The organism is Pseudoalteromonas sp. HM-SA03, from assembly GCF_002289345.1.
In the GTDB taxonomy this organism is placed as follows: Bacteria; Pseudomonadota; Gammaproteobacteria; order Enterobacterales; family Alteromonadaceae; genus Pseudoalteromonas.
This window is the reverse complement of record NZ_NSDG01000102.1, coordinates 49,624-75,914: the sequence shown is the minus strand read 5'-3', so window position 1 is coordinate 75,914 and position 26,291 is coordinate 49,624. Positions and strand designations below refer to the sequence as shown.

The 26,291-nt window shown below is 42.0% G+C and carries 20 protein-coding genes; 9 read left to right on the top strand and 11 right to left on the bottom strand.

Translation table 11 applies throughout. The annotated features are described in order from the left end of the window. Nucleotides 1–86: 86 nt before the first annotated feature. Both CKO50_RS19770 and CKO50_RS19765 read right to left on the bottom strand, forming a co-directional pair. A complete protein-coding gene (locus CKO50_RS19770) occupies nucleotides 87–371 on the bottom strand; it encodes a hypothetical protein (RefSeq protein WP_095729549.1) in 285 nt (94 codons plus the stop codon). Between the two features lie 226 nt (nucleotides 372–597). Then, nucleotides 598–1,410: a hypothetical protein gene (locus tag CKO50_RS19765; RefSeq protein ID WP_095729548.1), complete on the bottom strand. Its 813-nt coding sequence runs from the start codon at nucleotides 1,408–1,410 to the stop codon at nucleotides 598–600. 280 nt (nucleotides 1,411–1,690) lie between these two features. Between CKO50_RS19765 and CKO50_RS19760 the strand changes: the two genes are divergently transcribed. Then, the gene (locus CKO50_RS19760; protein WP_095729547.1) at nucleotides 1,691–2,926 is read left to right on the top strand and encodes a DEAD/DEAH box helicase; all 1,236 of its coding nucleotides are present in this window, start codon (nucleotides 1,691–1,693) and stop codon (nucleotides 2,924–2,926) included. 67 nt (nucleotides 2,927–2,993) lie between these two features. On the opposite strand, the gene CKO50_RS19755 is transcribed toward CKO50_RS19760, so the two are convergent. The 3 genes from CKO50_RS19755 to CKO50_RS19745 all read right to left on the bottom strand — a co-directional run bounded on the left by CKO50_RS19755 (nucleotide 2,994) and on the right by CKO50_RS19745 (nucleotide 6,054). Beyond that, on the bottom strand, nucleotides 2,994–3,248 hold the full coding sequence (locus CKO50_RS19755) for a diacylglycerol kinase (protein WP_255230599.1): 255 nt from the start codon (nucleotides 3,246–3,248) through the stop codon (nucleotides 2,994–2,996). A gap of 4 nt (nucleotides 3,249–3,252) precedes the next feature. After that, nucleotides 3,253–3,765: a hypothetical protein gene (locus tag CKO50_RS19750; RefSeq protein WP_095729546.1), complete on the bottom strand. Its 513-nt coding sequence runs from the start codon at nucleotides 3,763–3,765 to the stop codon at nucleotides 3,253–3,255. 345 nt (nucleotides 3,766–4,110) lie between these two features. After that, entirely contained in the window at nucleotides 4,111–6,054 is a 1,944-nt protein-coding gene (locus CKO50_RS19745) for an LTA synthase family protein (RefSeq protein WP_255230598.1), read from the bottom strand. 162 nt (nucleotides 6,055–6,216) lie between these two features. Between CKO50_RS19745 and CKO50_RS19740 the strand changes: the two genes are divergently transcribed. After that, on the top strand, nucleotides 6,217–6,894 hold the full coding sequence (locus CKO50_RS19740) for a response regulator transcription factor (protein WP_095729545.1): 678 nt from the start codon (nucleotides 6,217–6,219) through the stop codon (nucleotides 6,892–6,894). After that, nucleotides 6,891–8,279 carry a HAMP domain-containing sensor histidine kinase gene (locus CKO50_RS19735; RefSeq protein ID WP_095729544.1) on the top strand — a complete coding sequence of 463 codons (1,389 nt, stop codon included), beginning with the start codon at nucleotides 6,891–6,893 and terminating at the stop codon, nucleotides 8,277–8,279. The genes CKO50_RS19740 and CKO50_RS19735 overlap by 4 nt, the downstream gene beginning before the upstream one ends. A gap of 63 nt (nucleotides 8,280–8,342) precedes the next feature. On the opposite strand, the gene CKO50_RS19730 is transcribed toward CKO50_RS19735, so the two are convergent. Beyond that, nucleotides 8,343–9,638: an anti-phage deoxyguanosine triphosphatase gene (locus CKO50_RS19730; protein ID WP_095729543.1), complete on the bottom strand. Its 1,296-nt coding sequence runs from the start codon at nucleotides 9,636–9,638 to the stop codon at nucleotides 8,343–8,345. A gap of 255 nt (nucleotides 9,639–9,893) precedes the next feature. Here CKO50_RS19730 and CKO50_RS19725 point away from each other — a divergent pair, with 255 nt between their 5' ends. From CKO50_RS19725 to CKO50_RS19715, 3 genes are all read left to right on the top strand, one after another. Continuing rightward, nucleotides 9,894–10,715: a glucosaminidase domain-containing protein gene (locus CKO50_RS19725; protein WP_095729542.1), complete on the top strand. Its 822-nt coding sequence runs from the start codon at nucleotides 9,894–9,896 to the stop codon at nucleotides 10,713–10,715. After that, nucleotides 10,705–11,355 carry a DUF2987 domain-containing protein gene (locus CKO50_RS19720; RefSeq protein ID WP_095729541.1) on the top strand — a complete coding sequence of 217 codons (651 nt, stop codon included), beginning with the start codon at nucleotides 10,705–10,707 and terminating at the stop codon, nucleotides 11,353–11,355. The genes CKO50_RS19725 and CKO50_RS19720 overlap by 11 nt, the downstream gene beginning before the upstream one ends. Nucleotides 11,356–11,669: 314 nt before the next feature. After that, nucleotides 11,670–14,336: a TonB-dependent siderophore receptor gene (locus CKO50_RS19715; protein ID WP_095729540.1), complete on the top strand. Its 2,667-nt coding sequence runs from the start codon at nucleotides 11,670–11,672 to the stop codon at nucleotides 14,334–14,336. 553 nt (nucleotides 14,337–14,889) lie between these two features. Here CKO50_RS19715 and CKO50_RS19710 read toward each other — a convergent pair. Beyond that, nucleotides 14,890–16,224 (bottom strand): dicarboxylate/amino acid:cation symporter, encoded by a 1,335-nt coding sequence (locus CKO50_RS19710; protein ID WP_095729539.1) that lies wholly within the window; start codon nucleotides 16,222–16,224, stop codon nucleotides 14,890–14,892. 180 nt (nucleotides 16,225–16,404) lie between these two features. Between CKO50_RS19710 and CKO50_RS19705 the strand changes: the two genes are divergently transcribed. Then, nucleotides 16,405–19,392 (top strand): hypothetical protein, encoded by a 2,988-nt coding sequence (locus tag CKO50_RS19705; protein WP_255230597.1) that lies wholly within the window; start codon nucleotides 16,405–16,407, stop codon nucleotides 19,390–19,392. Between the two features lie 251 nt (nucleotides 19,393–19,643). Beyond that, on the top strand, nucleotides 19,644–22,289 hold the full coding sequence (gene topA, locus CKO50_RS19700; RefSeq protein WP_095729537.1) for a type I DNA topoisomerase: 2,646 nt from the start codon (nucleotides 19,644–19,646) through the stop codon (nucleotides 22,287–22,289). 385 nt (nucleotides 22,290–22,674) lie between these two features. On the opposite strand, the gene CKO50_RS19695 is transcribed toward topA, so the two are convergent. Further along, nucleotides 22,675–22,917 (bottom strand): hypothetical protein, encoded by a 243-nt coding sequence (locus CKO50_RS19695; protein WP_010373953.1) that lies wholly within the window; start codon nucleotides 22,915–22,917, stop codon nucleotides 22,675–22,677. A 173-nt stretch (nucleotides 22,918–23,090) separates the two neighbouring features. Between CKO50_RS19695 and CKO50_RS19690 the strand changes: the two genes are divergently transcribed. Further along, the gene (locus tag CKO50_RS19690; RefSeq protein WP_095729536.1) at nucleotides 23,091–23,651 is read left to right on the top strand and encodes a TIGR00645 family protein; all 561 of its coding nucleotides are present in this window, start codon (nucleotides 23,091–23,093) and stop codon (nucleotides 23,649–23,651) included. A 121-nt stretch (nucleotides 23,652–23,772) separates the two neighbouring features. Here the strand turns inward: CKO50_RS19690 and CKO50_RS19685 are convergent, their stop codons facing one another. From CKO50_RS19685 to CKO50_RS19675, 3 genes are read right to left on the bottom strand one after another with little or no spacing between them, the layout of a single operon-like run. Then, nucleotides 23,773–25,026 (bottom strand): hypothetical protein, encoded by a 1,254-nt coding sequence (locus CKO50_RS19685; RefSeq protein WP_095729535.1) that lies wholly within the window; start codon nucleotides 25,024–25,026, stop codon nucleotides 23,773–23,775. Continuing rightward, nucleotides 25,023–25,856 (bottom strand): ABC transporter ATP-binding protein, encoded by an 834-nt coding sequence (locus CKO50_RS19680; protein WP_095729534.1) that lies wholly within the window; start codon nucleotides 25,854–25,856, stop codon nucleotides 25,023–25,025. The genes CKO50_RS19685 and CKO50_RS19680 overlap by 4 nt, the downstream gene beginning before the upstream one ends. Continuing rightward, the gene (locus CKO50_RS19675; RefSeq protein ID WP_095729533.1) at nucleotides 25,856–26,227 is read right to left on the bottom strand and encodes a GntR family transcriptional regulator; all 372 of its coding nucleotides are present in this window, start codon (nucleotides 26,225–26,227) and stop codon (nucleotides 25,856–25,858) included. The genes CKO50_RS19680 and CKO50_RS19675 overlap by 1 nt, the downstream gene beginning before the upstream one ends. Nucleotides 26,228–26,291: the final 64 nt, after the last annotated feature.

Here is a 26,291-nt window from a genome sequence, read left to right as displayed (position 1 = left end):
GATAAAGCCTAAGCCATCAAAGTACCCACATAAAAAAACAAATGCCAGTCAGCTTAACTGACTGGCATTAGCGTTAAGCCCCTTTTTTATTGGTTGTTATTTAGTTTTGCATCACGGTATTTGATGTAACAAACTAAAGCAGCCAAGCCTGCAACAGGGACCGTAATCATACTTACCCAACCACCTGCGTATAAAATTGCTAATGGCATACCAAAATCATAGCCGGCGACGATACAATCTGAACTACCACTTTCTGCAACGTGGCAGTGAAGGATCTCAACGATAAGCTCAGCAAGAAGTAAACCAAGCAAAGGTGTAAAGGCTATTAAGCAAAGACTTATCGTTAATAGCTTCAATCTTTGTTGTGACATGAACATTTCCTTATTAGTCATTTCAGGTAATTGTGCGCCCGATAGATTAACCTAAGCTGACAATACCAATTTCACTTAATACATGCTCAACTTGATGCCGTAAATCCGACGCTCACTGCGTTAAAAAACTCTCATTTAGAACAACTAAATAATAAATTTTTTTCCTTGCCTATATTGATGTAGTTACCTTGCTTGCAAAACAGAATACCAGCCAAAAAATATTATTTTAACGTAATGAGGGTGGCGGAGTTGTACAGTCAGGAGAAAACCAAAAGTCGTCTGAGGCTGAAGTCCATTCGTCACCACATACACCTAGTTGCTCACCTTCAACATCGGCACAGGCATCGTGATTCAAGCAATCTTGAGTATATTGACCATCACCAAACATTGGACAACCCGCACCACATCTAGCTGCGCAAAAGCCATGACCACCGACGATATAATTTTTTGTCTTTACAGACGAGTTAGTAATATCCCAAACAGCAGTCTTTGATTTACCCATATACGCACAGAGATCGGTCCAATCTTGTGCACTGATTTTGCTCTCTATTTGCTGATCAATTGCTTCACCTAATGGATAGGTAGATAAAAATTCGAAGAATTTTAAGAGTGCAAGTTTCGACTCCTTATCTAGAGTTGATTGGCTTTTCATAATCAAACCACTATTAAGTTCTACGTCATGTAGCATATTCTTTATGTCGGCACGAAGTGTTGGGGTATTAATAAGAGGTTTATTATTAATATCAGTACCAGTTATTTTAACTTGTTTTTTGACTTGATTGAGTAACAAAGCATAGTGATTGCCTTGATATTTGATAGATGCGGAAATAGTATCGAGCATGTCATTGGATACTGAAAACTCGATTGGAGAATGTATGCCTTTCTGATCTAACGACTCTGTTTTAACGCTATGTTGAGTCTGAATAACTCCTTTGATCCCGTTTTCAGTGAGATAAATTGTAGTATTATCATTCATAGCGAAGGTCAAACTAGAGAACAAAAGTGCTGCCATAATGACAGATGCAAAGAGATGTTTCATATTAAATCCTTTTTTAAATTAAAAATCGTAATATTTAAATAGGAAAACCACCGGTTAACCTAGTTTACAATTCTGTTTCAATTTGAGCGTTTGTCAAGTCTAAGTTCCAAATAGTTTTGTTCTTTTTTATATAATAATGAGTTATTTACTTTAATTGGATTTTTAAAATAATATCAGTTAATCGTCTTTATTGTTTAGCTTAATGAAACTATCTACCACTTTTTTCCTTACAATCCTTTGCTATAATCTGCACAATTTTGGTAATAGATACTGATCTCCAATGACATTTAGCGAATTACAACTTCATTCTAAACTACTAAGCGCAATTACTGAGCTTGGGTTTGAGTCACCCACACCAATTCAAGAAAAGAGTATTCCACCGCTGCTCAGTGGTTGTGATTTAATTGCAAGTGCCCAAACTGGAACCGGTAAGACCGCCGCCTTTATGCTGCCGATTTTGCACTCCATGCTGATAGGCGCCGCGCAGGGTGATAAATCGGTAAGGGCATTGATATTAACGCCGACTCGTGAGCTGGCACAGCAGGTTGCAGAGCATACTGAAAAGTTAGTGGTGAACACTAACTTAAATGTCGTGTGCTTATATGGCGGTGTAAATATTGGCCCGCAAGAAAAGCGCTTAAGAGCGGGTGTAGACATAGTGGTTGCGACACCAGGGCGTTTACTTGACCACCTAATCAAAGGCACATTAACACTCAAAAATATTCAACACTTGGTCTTCGATGAAGCAGATCGCATGTTAGATATGGGGTTTATGGGGGAAATTAAACGGATCATGCGCACTATGCCGCTTAAACGTCAAACGTTGCTATTTTCAGCTACGGTTGACGATGCTGTGTTATCCCAAGTAAAGCCTTGGTTGAACGACCCTAAGCGAGTAGGTGTTGAATCCCAGAACAGCACCGCAAGCACGGTTACGCAAACTTTCTATTCGGTAGACGAAGATCGCAAACGTGAATTGATCTCCCACTTGATTGGCAAAAATAATTGGCATCAGGTACTGGTGTTTACTCGCACAAAAAATAGTGCTGATAGCTACGCAAAAGAATTGAATAAAGATGGCCTTAAAACCGCAGCGATCCACGGTGATAAGTCTCAAGGCGCGCGTGACAAAGCGCTATCTCAATTCAAATCAGGTGAAATTCGCGTCTTGGTCGCAACGGATGTAGCAGCTCGTGGCATTGACATTGACTCGCTAAACTATGTCTTCAATGCTGAGTTACCCTATGTTGCTGAAGACTATGTACACCGTATCGGCCGCAGTGGTCGTGCTGGACAAAACGGCCAAGCTATTTCGCTTGTGAGTATTGATGAACAGTGGCTACTAGAAGAAATAGAAATTTTCCTAGATGAGCGATTTGCGCCGCAATGGCTGCCAGGTTATGAACCTGATTTAACCAAAGAGCCTAAAGATACCCGCCGTAATTCTGGTAAATCTAAGAAGCAAAGAGACAAAAAGCGTATTTTAGGAACAAGAACCAAGCGTAAAAGGAAGTAATGGGTTAGCGCTAAAGCTTATGTTTGGATTCTCTCATCCAAACATAAGCATCATTGGTCATTAATTGCTAGTAGAGGTTTTGATATAAACAGCTGCCCCAGATACAGATAAAAACGATAAGTGCGATCAACACGCCTGCAGAGCCCAAGTCCTTGGCAAGCCCCGACAGTGGGTGGATTTCTAAACCGACTCTATCAATTGTTGCTTCAATAGCGCTATACACTATCTCTGCAAACATCACAAACAGCGTTGCACAAAACAACATGAAGCGCTGAAAAAAGCATACAAACAGAATTAAGCTGAACCTAAGAAACGTGGCCATGACTCTACCTTACACAAAATTTTCCACTTGAGAGAAAACCAATAATGCGCTCTATCTCACAAATTTCTCTATTAACTTGTTCAAAGGTTAATTCTCCAAGTTCCGGCTTACCGAACTGCGTCACTTGCCTTGTTTTTTTGCGAGTTTCACTTAACTCAACCAGCACCGTTTTGAGTTTTGTTGATGTTGTACCTGATGAGAGCTTATCGATGTAATGAGCCTGAATGTATTCGTCGCTCCCTCGTTCTGGCATTGGGTGAGGGTGATCACTCTTTACTTTTCTGAGGCAAGCCATACGGTCAGGAAATGAATACTCAGGCTTTTTACATTTAAGTTTTTCTTTATCAATTACTTTGTTTCTCTTTTCACTTTCCTTTGCGTACTGAATCGAATACTTATCGCCCATATATGGCTGATTGATATGCCAAGGTGGCTGTTCATACCTAACTACTACATCACTAGCCGTAGCGTTGAGTGACAGTAAACCGATAGCAATAAGTGTGTGTTTAAATTTCATGATTAATCCCTATACGTTATGTTTGATGTAATTGATTCAGCCTTGATGATCTTCCGCTCTAATGCATCAGCTTGCTTCCTCGCAACAATTTCTTCGATTGATAATTCAGATCTGTTTTCAGCAGAATTTTTACGCATGTCCGCCAACTGCATTTTTTGCTGACTAACTAATAAATGCGCTATTATTTGCAGTGTTGGTAATTCAGACTCAGGTCCTAAGTCGGAAATTGTTTCTTCTTGCTCCTGTAGATTTTGTTCAAAAAGATCTAGTTGTTTATCATAACCTTTATTTATCGCGGCCCTATTAGTTGTAGCCTTCTGATAATTAATAATGATTTCTGATGCTTTACTCTTTTAATCGATAAACCTGCTCCTGATAGGCCAAATTACTAAATAATACATGAGATAGTGCTTTTTCTTTCAAGTCAATGGTGTGTGTTGTATTCACCAGTGGTTTTTGCATCTTAGTCGCCGTGTCATATTGCCAATAACTCACTTTGTTGCCTGGCATCAAAATGGCGGCTTTGTCATCTTCAATGTAGGCAAAATTATCGTAATATTGCATCATCGCTCTTTGCACTGGATATTGTTTGGTTAAGTCATAACCAAGCATAGGTGTTGGGCGCTCAACCCCTATTAGAGAAAGCAAAGTGACAGGTAAATCAATTTGGCTGACCAATCTTTTATCTTGTGTTTGATTAAAGTCTGAATTCAAAATAACGGCTGGAATATGAAAAGACTTAATAGGGACAGGCTCGGATCCATACACCCTGACATCATGATCTGCAACGACTAAAAAGATAGTATCTTGCCAATAACTACTTCGCTTGGCCTTATCGATAAACTTTCCGAGCGCATAGTCGGCGTACTTGATAGCGAGATCTCGAGCAGGTTTATCACTTTGGTGATTTGTTGGTAACATTACTTTTCCGTCAGGAATTTCAAATGGGTCGTGATTGCTAGATGTAAAGATCAAGCTAAAAAATGGCTTTTTTTCTTCACTCAGCTGAGTTAATTCTTTATCCGCCTGAGCAAACAGATCTTCGTCGCTGACGCCCCAAGACGCAACGAATTCCGGGCTTTCGATATCATCAAAGTCAACGATACGTTGAAAGCCATTCCCTAAGAAGAAGCTTTTCATGTTATCGAAGTGGCTTTCGCCACCGTAAATAAACTGTGTGGTATAGTTTTCTTTGGCTAAAATATCCGCCAACGTACAAAACTGTTGCTGAGACTTGGAAAGTTTAACGACGGAGCGTGACGGTGAGGGTACAAAGCCGGTAATAACGGCTTCAATTCCGCGAACCGATCGGGTGCCCGTTGCGTAGAGGTTCTCCAGCCCCCAGCCTTCTTGATACAGTTTATCTAACTCTGGGGTTAGGTTTGCTCCACCTAGCGAGTTTACAAAACGCGCGCCTAAGCTTTCTTCTAAGATAATTACTAAATTTTTCTTTTTGCCCTGATGGTATGCCGGATTAGTGGCTAGGGTAGGAAGTGTATTTGAGATAAAATCTTGTCTGTAACTTGCTCTTCTTACTGTATCAAAAACCTTTTCTTTAGGTAGCGAACCATAAAGCGCACTGGCACTTTTTTCGCTACCCATATTTTTTGCTGCGAATGCAACACTATAAGCTGAGTTGATGGTCAGCGAATTAACCAATGCATCTTGTGAGAAGTAGACGGTAGCAGGGTTTAGTGGTCTATGACCTAGAGTACCTCTCGCTAATAGCGCTAAACAGATAAGGCTACAAAAAGTAGAGATAGCCATATTCCGCTTTGATGGCACTTCGTTGCCAATGCGAGGAAAATATCTCAAGGTGGTTATTAAAGCCAAAGTACATAAAAGTAGGGTGAATATCACTGTGCCCAAATGACCACTCAACAACATTGAAATGACTTCTTTGGGGTAAATCAGATATTCAATAAATAAACGGTTTGGTCTGATGTCGTATTGCAAAATAAAGGCAGGAGTTGCAGCTTCGAGGAGTAGGGCAAATGCAATAACCAATGCAATATACCCTTTTAAAAGCGCAGCAACTAAAGGCTTCAATAGTTTGGGTATAAAATAGTGCGTGACCATTAACAATAAGAGTGGTATTGCTAGATAAGCGGTAGTACTCAAATCAACTCGCAGGCCTGATATCACAAAGGTTAACGGATCAGAGCCAGTCATTCTCTCTAACATCCAAGCCGATAGCCCTAAACGGCTAAGCGTCAAAATTATCAACAAGGAAAGGAAAAACACCATGAAAGGTTTTGCATAAGGAGTTGAAAAGTGTACTTTGTTCATAGAATCTTAAGAATAGTTGCATTTATCACAAGACTATCCGACGAAACTTAAGAAAAGCTTAGGAAACCCTGCGGAATTGATGAAAGTTGAAGTTCTCTTTAGCGAATCTTAAGTTTGAGCAACTAAGCTATGTGACATTAAGCACTAGCCAAAGGTTTATTTATGAATGTGTTACTGATTGAAGATTCTGAGTCCTTGCGTCGCAGCTTAACCTTAGGGCTCTCTAAACTGGGCTTTACGGTAGATGATACGGCGGACGGCTCTAGCGGTTTGAGTATGGCGCTGATGGATCACTATGATGTAATTATTTTAGATATCATGCTGCCCAGTTTGGATGGCATAAGTGTGCTTAAAGCGCTAAGACAACAGAAGAATGACACTCGAGTGTTGGTGTTGTCGGCGAAGTCACAACCTGAAGACCGAGTGCAGGGTTTATTAAGTGGTGCAGATGACTATCTCGCCAAGCCCTTTTCGTTTGATGAGCTACATGCACGGCTATTAACGCTAATGAGAAGAGGGGCATTTAAACAAGACGGTGATGAAATTGTGCATGGTTTCTTAACCATTGACTTGCAGCTAAAGTCAGCGTTAATTGCAGGGCAGCGGATAGACTTAACACCCAATGAGTATAAAATTTTGGAATGTTTGTTTACTAATCAAAATAAGATTATTACACCAGAAAAATTGAGCACTTATATAACCGGCAATTTCGATAGCGTGTCGAAAAATGCCATCGAAGCTCATCTTTCTTCGCTACGCAAAAAGGTCAAAGCGTTGGGCCAATGTTTGCCAGTTAAAACTAAACGCGGGTTTGGATATTATGTTGAGCAATTACCATGAAATCGATCCGAGGGAACTTAGTTAGCACATTATCAATTACCATCACAGGTGTTGTGGTTGCCATTTTACTCGCTACAGATTTGGCTGTTGATTCTTGGATTGACTCACAATTCGACAAAGCGATGCATACAAAAGTTGGCATGCTGATGACGCTAGTCTCTGAAGATGAAGATCATCTAGAACTACACTTTTCCGGTGAATTTTTACCTGAGTTTACTGGCAATATTGAGCCTGAATATTATCAAATCTGGTTGAACGACCGAGTTTTTGCACGCTCTGACAGCTTAGATCTTTTTTCGCAACACGAGTTACCCTATTTGTCGTTATTACTTGGTGAAAGTAAAGTGGTAAGTGAAACCCTGCCAGATGGTCGTGCGGGACGGATCATATATACCCGTTTTATTCCGCAAATCCATACTCTAAAAGGGGAAAAAAAATCTTTTGATGACGAACTTGTTATTGCCTACGCGGCCTCGTCGGAGGGTCTGGACTTTATTCTTTGGCTCATTGATATCGTTTTTATCGTGACTATCGTATGTGTTGTGGTGTTTATTCGTGTCTTTGTTCGTAAAACGGTCGATGTTGGTCTCGCGCCGTTGAATAGCATGAACGCTCAGATAGCCAAACTAAATTTCTCTAAAGATTCAGACACCATAATATTAGAAAAGCCAGTTTCTGAGCTATTACCCGTCGAGCAAAGCTTAAACCGTTTTATTGTTGAAAACAGACAATTGTACTTGCGAGAAAAGCGTTTAACCTCAGATATTTCGCATGAATTAAAAACGCCCATTACGGAGCTTATTAATTTGGCGGAAGTTATTTCACGTTTCCCGGAAGACAATGAATTGACGGATGACTTTGTGCCAGAAGTATTAAGAATAAGTCAGCGGATGAAAAACATCGTCACCAATGTAATGTTGCTACATAAATACGAGCAGATAAAGCTACCTAAAGACGATGTTGTTGATGTATTGCAAGTCATCAACCGTTCGATTGGTGAGATAGCATTTGATAATGTTGAGATTCAGACAACTTGCTCAGAATGTCCAATTCAGACCAACTTAATGGCAGTCGAGAGCATCATTGGTAACTTACTAAGAAATGCCAAGCGCCACCGTGTACTGGGTTCCGAAGCACTTATTGTCATTGAAAAGGGGGCGACAAATGGGATAAATGTTCGAGTGAGCAATCAGGTTTCCGGCGAGCTCGAAAACGTGAATTTAGCACAGTTATTTGAACCACTATGGCAAAGCGACCAGTCGAGAAGTGCGAATGATTGCTTTGGCTTAGGCTTGCCTATTGCTAGAGCCTTTGCTGAAGCCATTGATGCGGAACTCACTGTTGCGTTGGAAGGGAGCACCATCACCTTTACATCGACCCTTTGAGGCGCTATTTAAAAGTGAGTTTCCATTGATAAACCAAGTTCCCTGCTGTCAACGTCAGGTTACTTACAGCTCCCCGGTAAATAAGCGTCGATGCGTTTTTCGTGCATACTCATCAGACATGCCACCAAGATAGTCCGCTAATACGCGCATTTGCTGCGTTTCATCGGTTGCTTGCTGGTACAGTGTTTGGGTTGTATACGGCAATAATCGCATGGGATCACTGGCAAAAACTTCAAATAAATCAATAAGCAGGTTTTGACCACTAAACTCAATTTGCTGCATTTTAGGTTCACGAATTAATCTTCGATATACAAACACTTTTAATACTTGCAGAATTTCCTGAAATTCGGGTGCCATCTCAACGGTAAAATGAAGTAGGGCGGAGTCAAAATCTGAGTCTTGAACGGTGAGTTTACAATGCACAATAAACAGGTTGACGAGTTCACCTATGGTATCTTTTCGATTAGATTCATCTTCTGAAAATAAACTCTCGCTTACGCGCGGTAAGTTTTGCTTTAACCAAGGTGAGTCTAACTTTTGCAATTCAGGCAGAGCAAAATCATGCCATGCTGCCTCGTTAAGGGTCTCGGTAGCTATCGCATCTTCTAAATCATGAACTGCATAGGCGATATCATCAGCATATTCCATAATGGCGCAATCTAACGATTTAAACTTAGTCTTGCGACGGAAGGTGTCTTTAACCTCGGTTTCTTGCAGCTTCATTTGGTCGTTTTGAGAAAATGGCGAGAGGATCCAATCAAATACTGATTGGTCGCATTGATAGATGCCTTTAGCTGGCAGCCAATCACTTGACAATATATATTTTCGACTTTGTGTTTGCGTTGGTTGGTGATACCAAAGTGTGTCGATTAATGCAGGGTATTTAATAAAACCTAGTAAGGTGCGGCGCGTTAAGTTCATGCCATAACCTTTAGTGTATGGTTCCAGTTTGGTGACAATACGCAAGGTTTGCGCGTTTCCTTCAAATCCTCCGTGATCACGCATAAGGTAATTAAGTGCTATTTCTCCACCATGGCCAAAAGGCGGGTGGCCGATATCATGCGCTAGACACAAAGTTTCAATAAGGCTTGTCGAAGGAAAGTGTTCAAATTCAGGGTGTTGTTTTCTTAGATAGCGCAGTAGGCCGCTGCCTATTTGCGATACTTCCAAAGAGTGCGTTAGACGAGTTCGATAAAAATCGTTAACGCCGATTGCCATAATTTGGGTTTTGGCTTGCAAGCGTCTAAAAGCTGCGGCATGTATGATCCTAGAGCGATCTATTTGCCATGCTGAGCGATTGTCGTTAGGGCGATTTTTTTGCTGCGATAGCAGGCGCTGCTGCCAAGCGTTAGACGTCATACCTCTGTTCCTTTTTCTTTATACCTTAAATTCGTCTAAACTATGTACGATAACTGAACGAAAATTCGCGTTTAATTGCGGCTTTTGATATTATCAGCCGCTATTTTTGAATACTGTTATTTTGGCGCAATTGATCAACGCTCTATCAAACTATAGTAACAGAATAAAACTGTTATTGAGTGGGCTTGAGAAAAGTTCTTAGAGACTTAAGGAAAGAGACTCCGTTTCCTGAACAACGCCGCTGCGAGGAGAAGTATGCAAGCTAAACTGATTAAACTCATTGTTGCCCTAGTGACCATTTGGGCATTAATTTATCCTTTTATCCAAGATAAAAGTCCTCAAGATTCCACCTTAGATCAAGAGTATGCGGGGGCAGAGGTTGTACCTAAGGTGCCTGAAAAGCCACTCCATAGCGTAAAGCTACCCAATTTCTCAGCCATTGGTGACATTAAGCAAAAGAAAACGGCGTTTTTCGACTTTATTAAACCGCACGTAGAAGCCGAAAATAAACAGATCCTAGAGCAACGAGCAACGCTTGAAATTGCTCTGATGATGGTGCAATTTGATGAAACTCTAACACGCAAACAAATAGAAAAGGTTGCGATGATTTTCACAAAGTATGATTTAAAAGGCGAAGCCATTAATGAATCTTCGCTCAAACGCGCATTACGCCGTGTGGATATTATTCCTAAAGAGCTGGCGCTGATGCAGGCTGCTAATGAATCTGCTTGGGGTACGTCACGGTTTGCACGAATTGGGTTAAACTTTTTTGGTCAATGGTGTTACACCAAAGGCTGCGGTATGGTGCCGAAACGGCGAGAAGATGCGGCCGATCACGAAGTGAGAGCATTTCAGTCGGTAAGGGCTGCGGTCAAGTCATACTTTAGAAATATTAACACCAATGATGCATACAGGGAGTTGCGTTCGGTACGAGCAGAGCTACGAGCTCAAAAAGCACCGATTGACGCGACAGTATTAACAAGTGGACTGTTGAGTTATTCAGAGCGTGGTGAAGATTACGTGAACGAACTTAACGATATGATAAGGCATAACCGAGCATATTTTGATGAAGAGTAAGATTGTACTTGTCCTGATAATGGCACTTTGGAGTGCGATAGCCTCCGCTAAAACGGTCACCTTTGCATACGACAGCTTTTACGACAGACTAAAAGTGGTAAGTAAAGGCGAGTTTGAGTTTGCACGTGTGGGTTTTTACCTTGTCGATACAGTGAGTATGCAAGCATGTAAAATCACGATGGGTAATATTGTGACCGAGGAAGCGAGCTTTCCATTATCGTACACTGATGAAGCGCAACTATTGCTACCATTTGACAAGGAATTGGACAAAGATAAGGCAAAAGTAGTGATTGAAACGAAGGGCGCAAGCTCGGACTGTCAGCTAAAAATGCAGATTGAAGCTGAGTTATTTAACACGACATCTTTGAGCAAGGCTGACCTTTATAAAATGCAACTGGAGTTTGAAGCGTTATTGGCGGATCTATCGGGCTTCTTTATTAAAAACTTGCTGTCATTTTTGCTGCCTGAGCAACAGGGAGTCATTGTGACCTTTGGCAGAAGTCAAACCGTCACCGGCGCTGCAATGAAGTGTGAGTCGCAAGTCTGTCGAATCAGTGTCCCGAAGGCGTGGTCAAACGACAATACTCACTTTGTCGACTCTGCAAATGTGAAGTCAGTGCAACCTTGGCTAGCACTATAATTAGCCCTTCATAACATAAAGTAACGTCTATAGACTTTAGTCTGGGCTATTCAGACTGACCAGATTCGCAGGACGTTACTTCACCTTTGCATTTCTTGCAGGTAAAAGCCTCTCCAATCACCTTTAATCCCTCTTTTGACAATAATTCAAGTTGGCAAATAACGATGTGTATTCATCGCTTTTTTCTGTCGTCATATCCCTAAATTGGAAACTTTTTGTTAAATAAATGCGTTGTTAAAGTTTACTTGGTGTGCTAATAATGGTTTGATTATTAAAAAAACTACAGTGTAATTATCAACTTAAGGGGAAACAGGATGACCTATAAATTACCACTCAGTGCGCTCTCTATTGCCGTTTTAATCGGCATGAATCAACAAGTTAAGGCTGAAGAAACAAAGCAAGTTGAACGTATTGAAGTGACCGGTTCTCACATTAAAAGAACAGATTTAGAAGGCCCGTCACCGATCCAAAGCTTATCAGCTGCTGATTTAGCTTCAACGGGATCAACTGACCTAATTGGTGCGTTACAAAAGCTGCCAGTATCGGGTACTGGTACTTTTAGTACACAAGGTAACTCCAGCGATGACACTGCAAATGGTGGCTCTAGTGTCGCGCTAAGAGGGTTAGGGGCATCTTCGACGCTTGTATTAATCAATGGCCGCCGCGTTGCGGTGAGCCCGTTTGCAAAAGATATCGAAACATCATTTGTTGACTTAAATACTATTCCGGTTTCATCGGTTAAGCGCATAGATATTCTAAAAGATGGTGCCTCAGCAACTTATGGCTCTGACGCGGTAGCAGGTGTTATTAACATCATTCTCCGTGACGATATCGATGGTTTTGAAGTTGCAGGTAAAATCTCAGACACCGCAGATGGTGGTGCCGAAGAACAAAACTTTACCCTTCTTTGGGGCTCGTCAACGCAAAATGGCCACCATAATTTCTCACTCGATTATTTCAAACGCGGTCATCTAACTTATGCCGATCGTGACTATACAGCTTCTGCTGATCAACGTTTTCGCGGTGGTAACAACTCATTAAGCTCTGCAGGTATTCCTGGCAGTGTTGAAGTGATGAGAAGTATGTTAACAGACGAGCAGTGGGCGAGATTACCAGTCGTTCGTGTTGAGGATGATGGCACTCAGGTAAGACAGACTATCTTTACGGACGTATGGGGCAATGATAAATGCGATCCTGCTTTAGATATTGGTGATATTTGTCGCTATGACTATGCGTCACACATGACTGCAATTCCGTCGACAGAGCGTATTAGCTTTAACTATAACGGCGTGCAAGAAATCACCGATGGTATTGAAGGTTTTGCAGAAATTTCGGCACAGCACTCTTCAACGTTCATTCAAGGTGCAGGTAGTCCAAGCTTTACAGAGCTATTTATGGATGGTGATAACCCAAATCACCCATTGTTTAACGATCCAGACCATTTCTTACATGGTGTAGATATTTCAATGCGTCGTCGTACGGTTGATATCGGTAACCGTAAAAAAGATGTCGATTCTGAATACTACCGCGCAGTCCTTGGTGCTCGTGGTGAGTGGAATGCGTGGTCTTGGGAAGTTGCATATTCTGCCATTCGTTCAAGTGCGGTGGAAAAGGGTTTTGACGGTTTCCCTAACAAGCTAAGAGCGCAACAAGCGATTGATGAGGGTCTTTGGAACCCATTTGAACCAAGCACCAATACAGAAGCAGGTCTGGCGTTTTTTGAGACCACGACTACACGTTATGGTGCATCAACCATGCAATCATTAGACGGTACCATTTCAGGAGAGCTGTTTGAATTGGGTGCAGGCTACGTTGCTGCAGCGTTTGGTTTCGAACATCGCTACGAGAAAATCGAAGATAACCCAGATAGCCAATACATCAGAGGCGAAATCTTTGGTACAGAAGCGACGCAAGCGAACGGTGATCGTGATAATACTGCGATATTCGCAGAATTTAGCGTACCAGTACTAGATACGCTAGAGCTACAATTAGCATTGCGTTATGAAGACTATAGCGACTTTGGGACAACAACTGATCCAAAAGTAGCATTCCGTTGGTCACCTCTTGATAGCCTTGTGGTTCGTGGTTCTTGGGGTACAGCATTTAGAGCACCTTCTCTTGTGCAGCTACATCTAGGTAGAACAGACGAATCTCCAAGCGTGATAGACCGCGAGCGTTGTCGCCAAACTGGTGCCGATGATGATTGTAGCCCGTATGAGTACACTGCGATTGTGTCTGGTAACAAAAATCTACAACCAGAAGAGTCAGAAAACTACAACTTAGGTGTTGTGTGGCAAGCAACCGATGACTTTAGTATCGGTGTGGATTACTGGAACTATGATCAGGAAGATCTCATTAAGAAAATTGGTGCACAAAAGTTAGTTGATTGTTGCGGTACCGATCCTAATTTGGTGGTACGTGGGCCTAATCAAGGTAGCACTCTTGGTCGTATTCTAACCATTAACGACACCTTTGTTAACATTGGTGGTCGTGAAACAGACGGTTTTGATGTTAACTTAGGCTACGCATTAACTACACGTGAAATGGGTGAGTTTAAGTTCAATTACAACTTAACTTACGCACTTAACTTTGAAGAACAGTCGTTTGAAAGTGACGATCAAGGTAACACATTCAATGTTGCAGAAGATCTCAATGGAGAATATCAGCATCCACAGTTCCGTTGGACCGCTGGCATGGACTGGGCCAAGAACGATTGGCTTGCAAATATCAGTGTAAACTATGTCGATTCGTATAAAGACCTTGCCGATAGTGATGGCAATAAATATGAGATCGATTCATGGACTACCGTAGATACGAGTGTCAGTTATATTGGCGTAGAAAAGCTGACAGTAACACTGGGGGCGTCTAACTTGTTTAATGAGGAAGCGCCGCTTGCCCCTTCAGAGTCTATGGGGATTGACAACAAAACGCACAGTATCCTTGGTCGTCAAGCATACGTGAAGTTTGCATACCAATTCTAATACGTTAACGTTTATTAGGGTGAAAGCCGCGCTTTATAGCGCGGTTTTTTCTTATACCAATTTGCTTACTTAAGTGGTCTATTTTGAGGCGAGGAAATTTTGTCAATAACACCGCTATCGAATCCTGCTATCGCCAAGGTACCTTCATCCATGTAGTCAAGGCGAAAATTTTGCTACTTAGTTGTTCTAAATGAGAAATTTTTAACGCCGTTAGCGTCAGATTTGCTCCTTCAAATTGAGTACGTATTAAGACTAATTGGTATTATTCACAACAATGCATTCGTCGAACCGGACTCAGCCTGAACAAATGTCTAGATAAGTGGTCTAGCTTTGAGGGGAGAGGGGCTTACCGATAACTCCAAATCCTGCTATTGTTAAAGTACTCACATGTATAGGCACGGAGAATCTTCTGCTTAATCTTATTCTGTACCTAAGAAAAAGTGACAATGAAGAAAAGGGTATGGATAGCTGATATGTCGCAGAGAGGAGTATTGAGTTGGCTTGTTGAGGAGGAGAATAACGCAGCTCGTATAACTAGCTGCGTTATTGATATTTACGCTTTTGCTTTAGAAGTGGTTTCTTCTAGTTCTTTTGCTGCATCAGGGTCGTTGAAAACATCAATATCAAATTCGTTTTCAGACTTAGCGACAACGCAAGTAACCATACAGTCACCTGTTATATTAACGGCTGTTCTTGTCATATCTAGCAGTCTGTCCACACCGATGATAAGCGCGATACCTTCAACAGGCAATCCAACTTGGTTAAGTACCATTGCAAGCATGATCAAACCAACGCCAGGCACACCTGCCGTACCAACTGAGGCAAGAGTTGCAGTCAAAATAACCATGAGATAGTCATTGATGGTGAGGTCTACGCCAAATACCTGAGCGATGAAAACTGTTGCAACACCTTGCATGATAGCTGTGCCATCCATATTAATGGTTGCACCCAGAGGGATCGTGAAAGAAGCAACCGAGTTGTGCGCGCCTAGCTTCTTAGTTGCAGTCTCTAATGTTACAGGCATCGTTGCACTTGAACTTGAGGTACTAAAGGCAAACATACACGCGTCTTTCATCTTCTTCAGGAAGATGATTGGACTCAACCCGGTTAACAGCTTAAATAAGATTGAATAGTTAATGAATGCATGAATTAGCAGCGCTGCCAGCACCACCATAAAGTATTTGCCGAGCTCGGCAATTAACCCCATGTCGATGGTTGTAAACAACTTAGCCATCAAGCAAAATACGCCGTATGGGGCAACATTCATTAATAAAGTCACTAGCTTAAGCACTACTGTATTTAGATCTTCAAATACGGATGCTAGGCGAGCACCGGCATCTCCGCTTAATGCCATAGCAATACCAAATAACAGCGCAAAGACGATGATTTGAAGCATGTTACCGTTGGCCATCGCGTCAATTGGGTTGGTTGGGAACATGTTGATTATGACTTGCACAAGTGTTGGTGCTTGCTTTGCGTCAAATGATGCGCTGCTTGGAATTTCAATGCCACCACCAGGTGCAATGAGCAGTGCGAGCGTAATTGCTACCGTGATTGCGATTGCCGTAGTAATGAGATACAAACCAATGGATTTACCACCCAAGCGACCTAACTTTTTTGGGTCACTAAGGCTACATGTGCCACATACAAGGGAAATAAACACTAAAGGAACAACAAGCATTTTTAAGCTTGCAATGAAGATCTGCCCACCTATGTGGAATAAACCGTCAACGAGAAAACCTTTAATGGGGAGGTCAAAGAGACCTAAAGGAATAAGTATTTCTTTATTCTTACCTAGGATGGCTTGAAGAGTGAGGCCTAATACAACACCCAACACCATGCCTATCATAATGCGCGCCGTTAGGCCCATTTTTTGATTTTCTGACATTGTCCTAACACTATGTATCTTAAAACTGCTAAAGCTTAACAGGCTTGGCGCAGATGAACAGCATTTCACGACAGAAAATCTACCTAATCTAATAAAAAATTGTGATTTTATCGCTAAAATTGAGTTACTATTGAACAATAATAAAATTAACTTAGCTAGGGAGATAGGTGAATGCCCTTGATGCGCTATTTTAGCATACTGATGCTAGCATTCTTACTGATCGCGTGCGGTGGCGGCGGCAGTATCCAAAAAGATACAGATAATGGTGATGATGGTAGCGATGGTACTTATGCCATTACGCTTGCTGGAGAGGGAGGGGCTAACAGCTTGTCATCAGACGTTCCTTTGAAAGTAATCGCTACATTAACGAAAAATGGTAGTGCGTTAGCGAACAGCCGAGTGGTTTTTGCAAGCGATGATTTCGCAACTATGACGCCAAGTTCAGGTTCAGTTCTAACAGACGAAGCCGGCAAAGCAACAATTACACTAAAAGCGACCAATGTTGTTGGTGCGGGCCGTCTTACCGCTACTTATACAAATGGTAGCAATACAGTCTCGCAAACGTTTGATTTTACCTCTCAAGGTGGGGGGGATGACGGTGATGCAACCGCGTCAGCAAAACTTGAGGTTATGTTGTTAAGTAAATGCCCCGCGGGCTGGGATGATAACCGTGATCAGGCTATGATAGATCCAATTGCGGCTGGCTGTAGTCATGTTAATCGAGTATCGTCAAACGAGACTGCTGAGATCTTCATTAAAATGACATCCAGCCAGACTGGTGATGGCATTGCAAACGTACTTATCGGTGCAGAAACAACAATAGGAACAATCTCACCAGATACCGCATTGACGGATACTTTTGGTATTGCAATTTTAAATCTTAAACCTGGAAACCAAGGTGGTGCTGGTACTATCACAGTAAATTCACCTAATTATGTGGATGTAACTAAGTCAATCAACTTTAGTGTCGGTGTCGCTCAACTAAATGTCACGGTTGATAATGGTTTAGTTGATAGCAGTGGCGTACAGCAGAAGCTTTCAGCTGGTGGCAGTACGGTTATCACTGTGACACTAAAAGATCAGAATGGGGCATTAATCAACAGTGCAGTTGCAGTTGCATTTAGCTCGGCATGTGCTTCAGCAATTCCCGCGCTGGCAGAATTAGATGAAACGGTAAATACTTCCAATGGTATCGCCCGCTCTACATATCGTGCTAAAGGTTGTCAGGGTGAAGATAGGATCTCTGTTACTATCCAAAACGGCAGCTCTCCAATAAATCAAGAAACGATTATTGAAGTGGATAGCGCACTTGCACAAGCGGTACAATTTTTACCTGAGGAAGATGGGTTTAACCAATTTATTGCTTTACCGCCCGGAGAAGGTGGGTTACCAACGCAATCAGTTGTGAGCTTTAAACTGGTAGATGAAGACAACCTTGCAATTCCACGAGCACGAGTTGACTTTAGCTTGTCAGACGAACAAGGTCTTGCCTCGCTTACGCAAATTACGGGAAATACCAATGCAGATGGTATTGTAAGAACGACGGTTAAATCTGGTATTGTACCTGGCCCACTCGTTGTTAGTGCGTGTTATATCCCAGAAGAGTCTTACGTGAATTTACCTGAGGGTGATGCGATTACCTGCTGGACGGATATCGCCAAAGCATGTAATGATGCAGATGTATCAAACGACGACGCTCGCTGTCCTACGGGAGTTATGCACACAATCCCATTAAGTGAGCAAATTTTTAGCGTCTCATCGCAGCTTATTTTGAGTTCTGGCGTTACTGATCAAGATACCTTTGACGCGGCTCCAGATATTATTAATTCAAACTCATACAGTTACAGTGGAGTGACAACAAATATCACGTTGTTCTTTGGTGATCAATTCAATCACTTCAATGCCGATGGAGTAGCGGCAACCGTCATCGCAGAAGCTGGAGTTATCGGTAGTTTAGAATCTCCTGATACCTATGATTGCAGAACAAGTAAGGCAACCTGTTCGGTGGTGTGGCGTAGCCAAGGTGAACGTCCGTTTTCTGACCCTAAATGGGGCAATAGGATCAATGATATTGCGCCAAGAAAAAAAGGTACGGTTGCGAATATTCCTGACAATTGGAATTGTGATCCTTATTTTAATAGACCAGCACCTTGTATCAATGGATTAAAGCGTCAAAAAGATGCACCCAAAATAGGAGATGATCCTGATGCTGAAGAACGAGTTGTGATGGGTGGTCGAGTTGGTGTCCTTGCTTTTGTTAAAGGCCAAGAAAGTTTCAGAGATGAAGAATCTGACGCTGAAAATCAGCGCAGGAATGGTTTGTTTGATGTTGGCGAATATCGTCAGGAGTTTGATCTCACAGAAGCTATTTTGGATACCAATGAAAATGGACGGTTTGACAAAGAAGATTGTGACGCATCACCAACTACCGGTCCTTGCACACCGGTGAATACGAAAAATGGTGGCCATGATGATTGGTGGATAGACGCAAATAACAATGGCATCTTTGATTATGACGCTAATGGTGATGGTGTTCCTGGAGATGGTAAATATAATGGCTTACTTTGTTCTGAAGCTGCTTTAGCGCAAAATCAGTGTAACCGTGAGTTGGTTAACGTCTTTAGAAATTTTGAACTAATTATGTCTGATGACACCGCTTATGTACGATTCGCAGTTAGAAAATCGGATGCACAAAGTATGGGACTGACAGCAAACCAACTTGATCAATGCCAAGACGTTACTCGCGTTGACAATGGAAATACTGTTGTTATCTTAGACCTTGAGGAATCCGATGACGCTCAATATTGTGATGTTCAAACAATCAATTTATCTGCTCCTGAGATAGATGACGACACAATTGACGATCAAATAAGTAACGTTAGAGTTTCTATCTTCGTCACGGATATTAACGGTAATCCGTTGCCTGCGAAAACAGAAGTGGAAATAGCGACCACCAATGGTGAACTTGCATCTGGAACTCAAACCGATGTATTAGGAAATACAGGAACCGATAAGCCATTGGTCTATTCTGCATTTCTGACTCGTGAAACCGAGCCTAATAATAAAACTTTGGGTGAGTTGACGATTAAGTTTACTTTTAAAGGATTAGGTGATGACGATGATGGCTTGGTTCAAAGTGTACCATTAACCGTCATTGACGCTGGATAAAATGACAAATGCCAACTTTCGGGTTGGCATTTTTGTTTCTATTCCTTTATATTCCCGTGCCTTAACCTTATATATATGAATGCGTCCCTAAATTGGCTGAATATTGTACACAAATTGGATAATAATTCGGTGATCAGGGAAAAGTTAGTATTTTTAGCTTGTAACAATAGGTGTTTGTAGATATACCTATAAGTAATTTAACGCCCAAGTAAGGGCAAACATCAGACAGAATCGGTCAAAAATAGGCAGCTATGGGCAAATCGCTAGTAATTGTAGAGTCTCCCGCGAAGGCAAAAACAATCAATAAATACCTCGGCAAGGATTACATTGTTAAATCCAGTGTAGGCCATGTTCGAGATCTTCCTACCTCAGGGGCAGGTAAAACGAAAGGCTTGGCAACTAAGTCGCCAGCTGAAGTACGTAAAATGTCACCTGAAGAAAAAGCGCAATATAAAAAGCAAAAAGATTATGCAAATTTAGTTGCGAGGATGGGGATTGATCCTGAGAAGGGTTGGGAACCGCATTACGAAATTTTGCCGGGTAAAGAAAAAGTAGTTCAAGAACTACAAAAGCTTGCTGAGGATGCTGACCATATCTATCTCGCAACCGATTTGGATAGAGAAGGGGAAGCCATTGCTTGGCACCTTGAACAGATTATCGGTGGCGATGAGAGCAAATATAAGCGTGTGGTCTTTAACGAGATCACCAAAAACGCGATAACCCAAGCGTTTGAAGCGCCTGGCGACCTTAACACCGACATGGTATATGCGCAGCAGGCAAGACGATTCCTTGACCGAGTTGTTGGCTTCATGGTATCCCCGCTGCTTTGGCAAAAAGTAGCAAGAGGGTTATCGGCAGGTCGCGTACAATCTGTTGCTGTGAGATTACTTGTTGAGCGAGAGCGTGAGATTAAAGCGTTTATTCCAGAAGAGTTTTGGGATATTCACGCTGATGTTAAAGCAACAAAAGATGATATTCGCCTAGCGGTTACTAAGTTTAAAGGCGAAGCATTTAAGCCAGTAAATAAAGCGCAGGCTGATTCTGCCGTACAAGTGCTTGAAAGCAGTGCTTACGAAGTAGTCAAGGTTGAAGAAAAGCCAAGTAAGAGTAAGCCAAGTGCGCCATTTATTACCTCCACAATGCAGCAAGCGGCAAGTACTCGTTTAGGCTATGGCGTAAAGAAAACCATGATGTTAGCACAGCGTCTATACGAAGCGGGTTACATTACCTATATGCGTACGGACTCGACGAACCTATCAAACGATGCGTTAGAAATGTGTCGTGGCTATATTGATAGTGAGTTTGGTAGTAAGTATCTACCAGAAGCACCGCTGCGTTATTCCGCAAAAGGCAATGCACAAGAAGCGCACGAGGCAATTCGTCCTTCTGATGTGACGATATTATCAGGTCATTTAGACGGCGTAGAGGCAGATGCTAAGAAGCTTTATGAGCTTATTTGGCGTCAGTTTGTGGCGTGTCAGATGATGCCTGCAGAGTATGACTTAACGACGCTGACCGTGGCCGCGGAAGATTACACGTTAAAAGCGAAAGGTCGTGTGCTACGTTTTGATGGTTGGACACGTGTACAACCGGCCGTTCGTAAGAAGAATGAAGAAGAGCAGGCGCTTCCAAGTGTTTCGGTTGGCGACAAGCTTGATCTTATTGCGATTGATCCTAAGCAGCACTTTACGAAACCACCAGCACGTTTCAGCGAAGCAAGCTTAGTTAAGGAATTAGAAAAGCGTGGTATTGGTCGTCCATCTACCTATGCAGCTATCATTTCGACGATTCAGGACCGTGGTTATGTTCGCGTTGAAAACCGCCGTTTTTACGCTGAAAAAATGGGCGAGATCGTTACTGACAGACTCGTTGAGAATTTCAATGATTTAATGGACTTTGACTTTACCGCAAAAATGGAAGGTCGCCTTGATGATATTGCAGAAGGCGAACGTCTATGGACACAGGTACTTGATAAGTTTTACGCCGACTTTTCTAACCAGCTAGAAGTTGCAGCAGGCGATGAAAGTGAAGGCGGTATGCGACAAAATGTGATGGTTGAAACAGACATCGATTGTCCCACATGTTCACGTAAAATGGGGATTCGTACTGCTTCTACAGGGGTATTCCTTGGCTGTACAGGCTATAATTTGCCACCAAAAGAGCGTTGTACCACCACAATTAATCTAGTATCTGGTGATGAAGCGGTTGCTGCGGATGCGGACGAAGAAGCAGAAGCTGAATCGCTGCGTCATATGAAACGTTGTCCAATTTGCGAAACGGCAATGGACTCATACCTTATCGATGAAACGAAAAAGCTCCATGTATGTGGTAATAACCCTGCGTGTAAGGGCTATGTCATTGAGACAGGTGCATTTAAGATCAAAGGCTACGATGGACCACTGATTGAGTGTGACAAGTGTGGCTCGGATATGCAGCTTAAATCTGGCCGTTTTGGTAAGTATTTTGGTTGTACAAATGAAGACTGTAAAAATACACGTAAGCTATTGAAAAACGGTGAAGCTGCACCACCGAAAGAAGATCCAGTTCCGCTACCGGAACTAGAGTGCGAAAAGTCGGATGCGCACTTTGTGCTTCGAGATGGCGCTTCAGGTATTTTCTTAGCGGCGCACACATTCCCGAAATCTCGTGAGACACGTGCTCCGAAAGTATCAGAGTTAAAACGCTTCAGAGATAGAATTTCACCTAAATTCTATTATCTGGCTGACGCGCCTGAGCAAGACTCGGATGGTAATCCAGCGATTGTTCGCTACTCTAGAAAAACCAAGACACAATATGTGATGACAGAAGTGGATGGTAAGGCAACTGGCTGGAAAGCGACATATAGCAATGGTAAATGGGTAGAAGAAGAGAAAACCACCAAGAAAAAGAAAGCTTAACGATTAGCCAAACATCGATATGCGTCTTCGGGTGCAATGGATATTTTGTCCAAAATATTATTAAAAACAAAAGGCCGCTCAACACATTGAGCGGCCTTTTTCATCATGAATGCCATCACTTAAATAACCTGAGGTTTGGATAAGGAATGTTCCAACTCATTGTTGCTAAAGCACAACTTAGTTTTCTCCTTGTCTAGCCAGAGAGTTTTAGGGAAAACACCGCTTCCGCGTCCTGCTCTCGTTAAGGTACCTACATCCTGTAGGCAAGGCGAATTTACGCACCAATAGCTGGCTATTGGAAGTGAATTCAACGCAGTTAGCGCTAAAACTGGCTGCTAGAAAGGCATTAATTATCCGCAGCTCAGGTTAAATAAGCGAACTGGTATTACTTAATGTTTACGTCTTTGACTTTTTGATAGCCAGTTGCTTCTAGTTCGTCGTTAACGCAATTTAAAACATATTTTTTCATCTCAGATGCTTGTACATCATCATCCTTTGCCCAATCAAGGCACATTTGAGTTAACTCTTGAACCAAATCTGCAGGCGCGACTGGTAACTCTTCATCGGCTTGTACTTGTACACAAGCAAAAAGAGATAGAGCGATTAATGATGAAACTAAGGTTTTCATTCGTGTTACCTGTTAGTTGAAAGAACAAGCATGTTTTAAAGCAAAATTTAAAATAAGGAAAACGAATTAATTTTCTCTTTAAGAGCAGAAAATTGATTCAAATTTATATTAAAAAATGGTGAGAAATATAAGCGTTGATGCTACATTTATAGGTTAAGTTAAACTAACTAAAAATGGTGAAAATCAAAAACATGGAGCAAGAAACTAAGTCCGAGAATGAGCAATTTAATCGTTATGAACATCTCTTAGAAAGAACCTTATTTAAAGGACGATGGCTGTTAGCGCCGTTCTTTGTTGGCCTACTACTCGCGATTGTGTTGCTGTTACTTAAGTTCTTTAAACAGCTTTATGTGATGACCATCAGTGCGCTTACAGCGACAAATCAAGAGTTACTCATTGGTATCTTAACATTGGTTGATACAGCTTTACTGGCCGGGCTGTTGATCATCATTATTTTTAGTGGCTACGAGAATTTTGTTTCTAAGCTTAATGTCGAACCACAAGAAGATAAACCGACTTGGATGGGGAAAGTTGGCTTCTCAGGGCTTAAAATCAAGCTGATCAGCGCCATCGTGGCGATATCTGCCGTAGAGTTGCTCAAGGTCTTTATTCATTCTCAAGATTTAACCAGTGAGCAGCTTGCTTGGAAAGTAGGCATACACATTACTTTCGTGATCTCTGGAGTGTTGTTTTCGGTCACTGACTTTATTAATAGTCGAACCCACACCCATTAAATATAGCGGTTATAAAAGAGTGATAATCGATTTATGCTCACTATCACTCCTTTATTCTTACTAGCATCATCTCTGATGGTTCAAGTGCTATAGCGCCACGCCACTACGAGCGACATCCTTCTTAATCAAACCTCTTATTACTGTAAAGAAGCAGTGCGATGGCTATCACAACGTAACCTAATAATAGGTAAAGGGTGGTTGCAGATTGTTCGTGATTTAACAGGTAAGATTTAAACGCACTATGCAAAATGACTACGAACATACAGGAAAACGACAATGCAAGGGCGCTTTTAATCATGCTTCCTAGCGCAACGCAAAGAACAAACCCCGCGATAGAGCCTGTAAATATCACTAAGTAGAAAGCCACAGCCTCGAATGTGGAAAGGACGCTACAAGCTAGCAATATTAGAAGTTGAAACAAGGCTAGGCAAAACCCAAGTTTAACCGCAGAGACGTGGTACGCCTGCTTTATCGCTTTAAGGCTTGAATAGATGGGGAGTAGGTATAGTTGATCCCATGTCATTTTTGTTTGTAGTTTGGACCAACAGACAAAAATAGCGACCATCAAAACAAGCATATCGGTAAAGCCGACAACAAAATGGAATGTGACACCAAAAAAGCCACTTGCCACAATGGCTAATAGCCCAGAGGCAAACAATATCTGACAGGTTTGTATCAACAGATTACCTGCAAAATAGCTCATCGGCATAAAAAATTGTCTAAACCCCCGAGTGAGGAAATCTGGTACGAAGGTATTGCTTGGGAGCCACCCAGTTTGAATATTATTTATGTAGGTTTGATATGCCAAATGATGCCATTGGCAGTGATGAGTCCGTGTCACTAACAGGTATGTTCCCATTAACATAGGGGGGACGGCAAGCAGTGCTAAAATTTGGGAGGCGTCGCCATAAAACATAGCGAGCACGAGTGCGAGCATAAAAACGTAACTATTATGTTTGAAATACGCACTATTTCGAATACATAGTAAAAAGAAACTACCGCCAAAACTTGTTGCAAACAGCATGGCATAGGCAACTTCAGGTGCGGGGTGGTTGAGAAGAGCAAGGGCATTGAGTAGGTAGCCAATGACCAGAATTATCGTACCTTGCAAGTATATGTGCTGTTTAATTGCAGGAAATAGTAAGGCACTTTCCTGTGCTTGCAACTTCACTAACTGCCAACAAAAAGCCATCCATAAGGCGCTGATTGAAAAGACCAAACTAAATACTTGTATGTTTTGATCTTCTATCAAGGTTAACCAAGGTGAAGCGATAGACGCTAAGATCCCTGGAATGAAAAAATTTGCTGAGCCGCACTCTCGCAACCAAAACCCGGAAAACCCTGCCCACCAATTACGCTGCGTTAATGTACTCATGTATGTAGCTCCACAAAGAGCTGCTCAAGGTTACTATGGCTTTGCTGTAAGTCCGCTTGCCAGTTTGCACTGTCGTGAGCTTGATAAATGCTAAAACGTTCAGATTGATGAAGTAAGTGCCCTGATGGCAGATTATTTGTAAGATGATGTGGTACAAGCCTAATTTGTTCCTTCAGTGTATCTAATTCGCCACTAACCAAAACCTTACCATCTTTAATAATGGCAATATGACTCGCGACGCGCTCAACGTCAGATGTAATATGCGAGGAGAAAAGTACACCAGAGCTGGACTCAAGCGCTAACTCGAATAAGTCCGACATAAATTCTCGGCGTGCAATGGGGTCGAGACTTGACACTGGCTCGTCAAGGATCAGTAACTTAGGTCGGTACGACATCGCCATTATAAGCGCTAAACTTTGTTGTTGGCCAACTGAAAGGTTACTTACTAGCTTGTTTTCGTCTAACTCGAAGCGAGAAAGCCATTCTTGCTCAAGTGTAATATCCCAATTTGGATAAAAGCTGCGGTGCAGTGTGAGGGCATCTTTGACTTTAAAGCCTTGATAGCCACAGGGTTGTTGCGGCACATAGCCAATTTGGCTCTTGCATGTAGGGCTCAGCTCAAGATTGCTGCTGTTGAGGCAGCTAACCTCACCACTATTTTGTGCGATTAATCCAAGTGCAATTCGCAGTAGTGTCGTTTTACCAGCCCCGTTTCGTCCCAGTAAACCCATAACCATGCCTGGTTCAATAATAAGGTTTATGTCTTCAAGAACTGGCTTGTCAGTAAATTGTTTATGGATTTTGGTGAATTGTAGTAGTGGGCTTGTCATTATTCTTGTCCCCAATTTTTATCAATTAATGATATCAATTCAGTCTTACTGATCCCAAGCTGTTTCGCATCACTAATTAAAATATCTAGGTTTTTATGGAGTAGATTATCGGTCTGTTGTGCCGTTTGCTGCTGTGCAACGCGTGTCGGCTGGCCGCGTCTTCGTTCAAGCCAACCTTGATCGACAAGTTGCCCGATAGCCCGAGAGACGGTCATCGGATTTACCGAGAAGTGCTCAGCTAGCTTTCTTACAGAAGGTAGCTCTTCTCCGGCTTGCGCTTTACCAGACACAATTAAGCGCACTATCTGATCAAATAGCTGCTTGTAAATCGGCTCTGCGCTGTTGGGGTTGACATGAATAAGATCTAGCATTACTCTAATTCTACTGTATTAATACAATAATACACTGATACACTCACTTAAAGTTAGCATACTG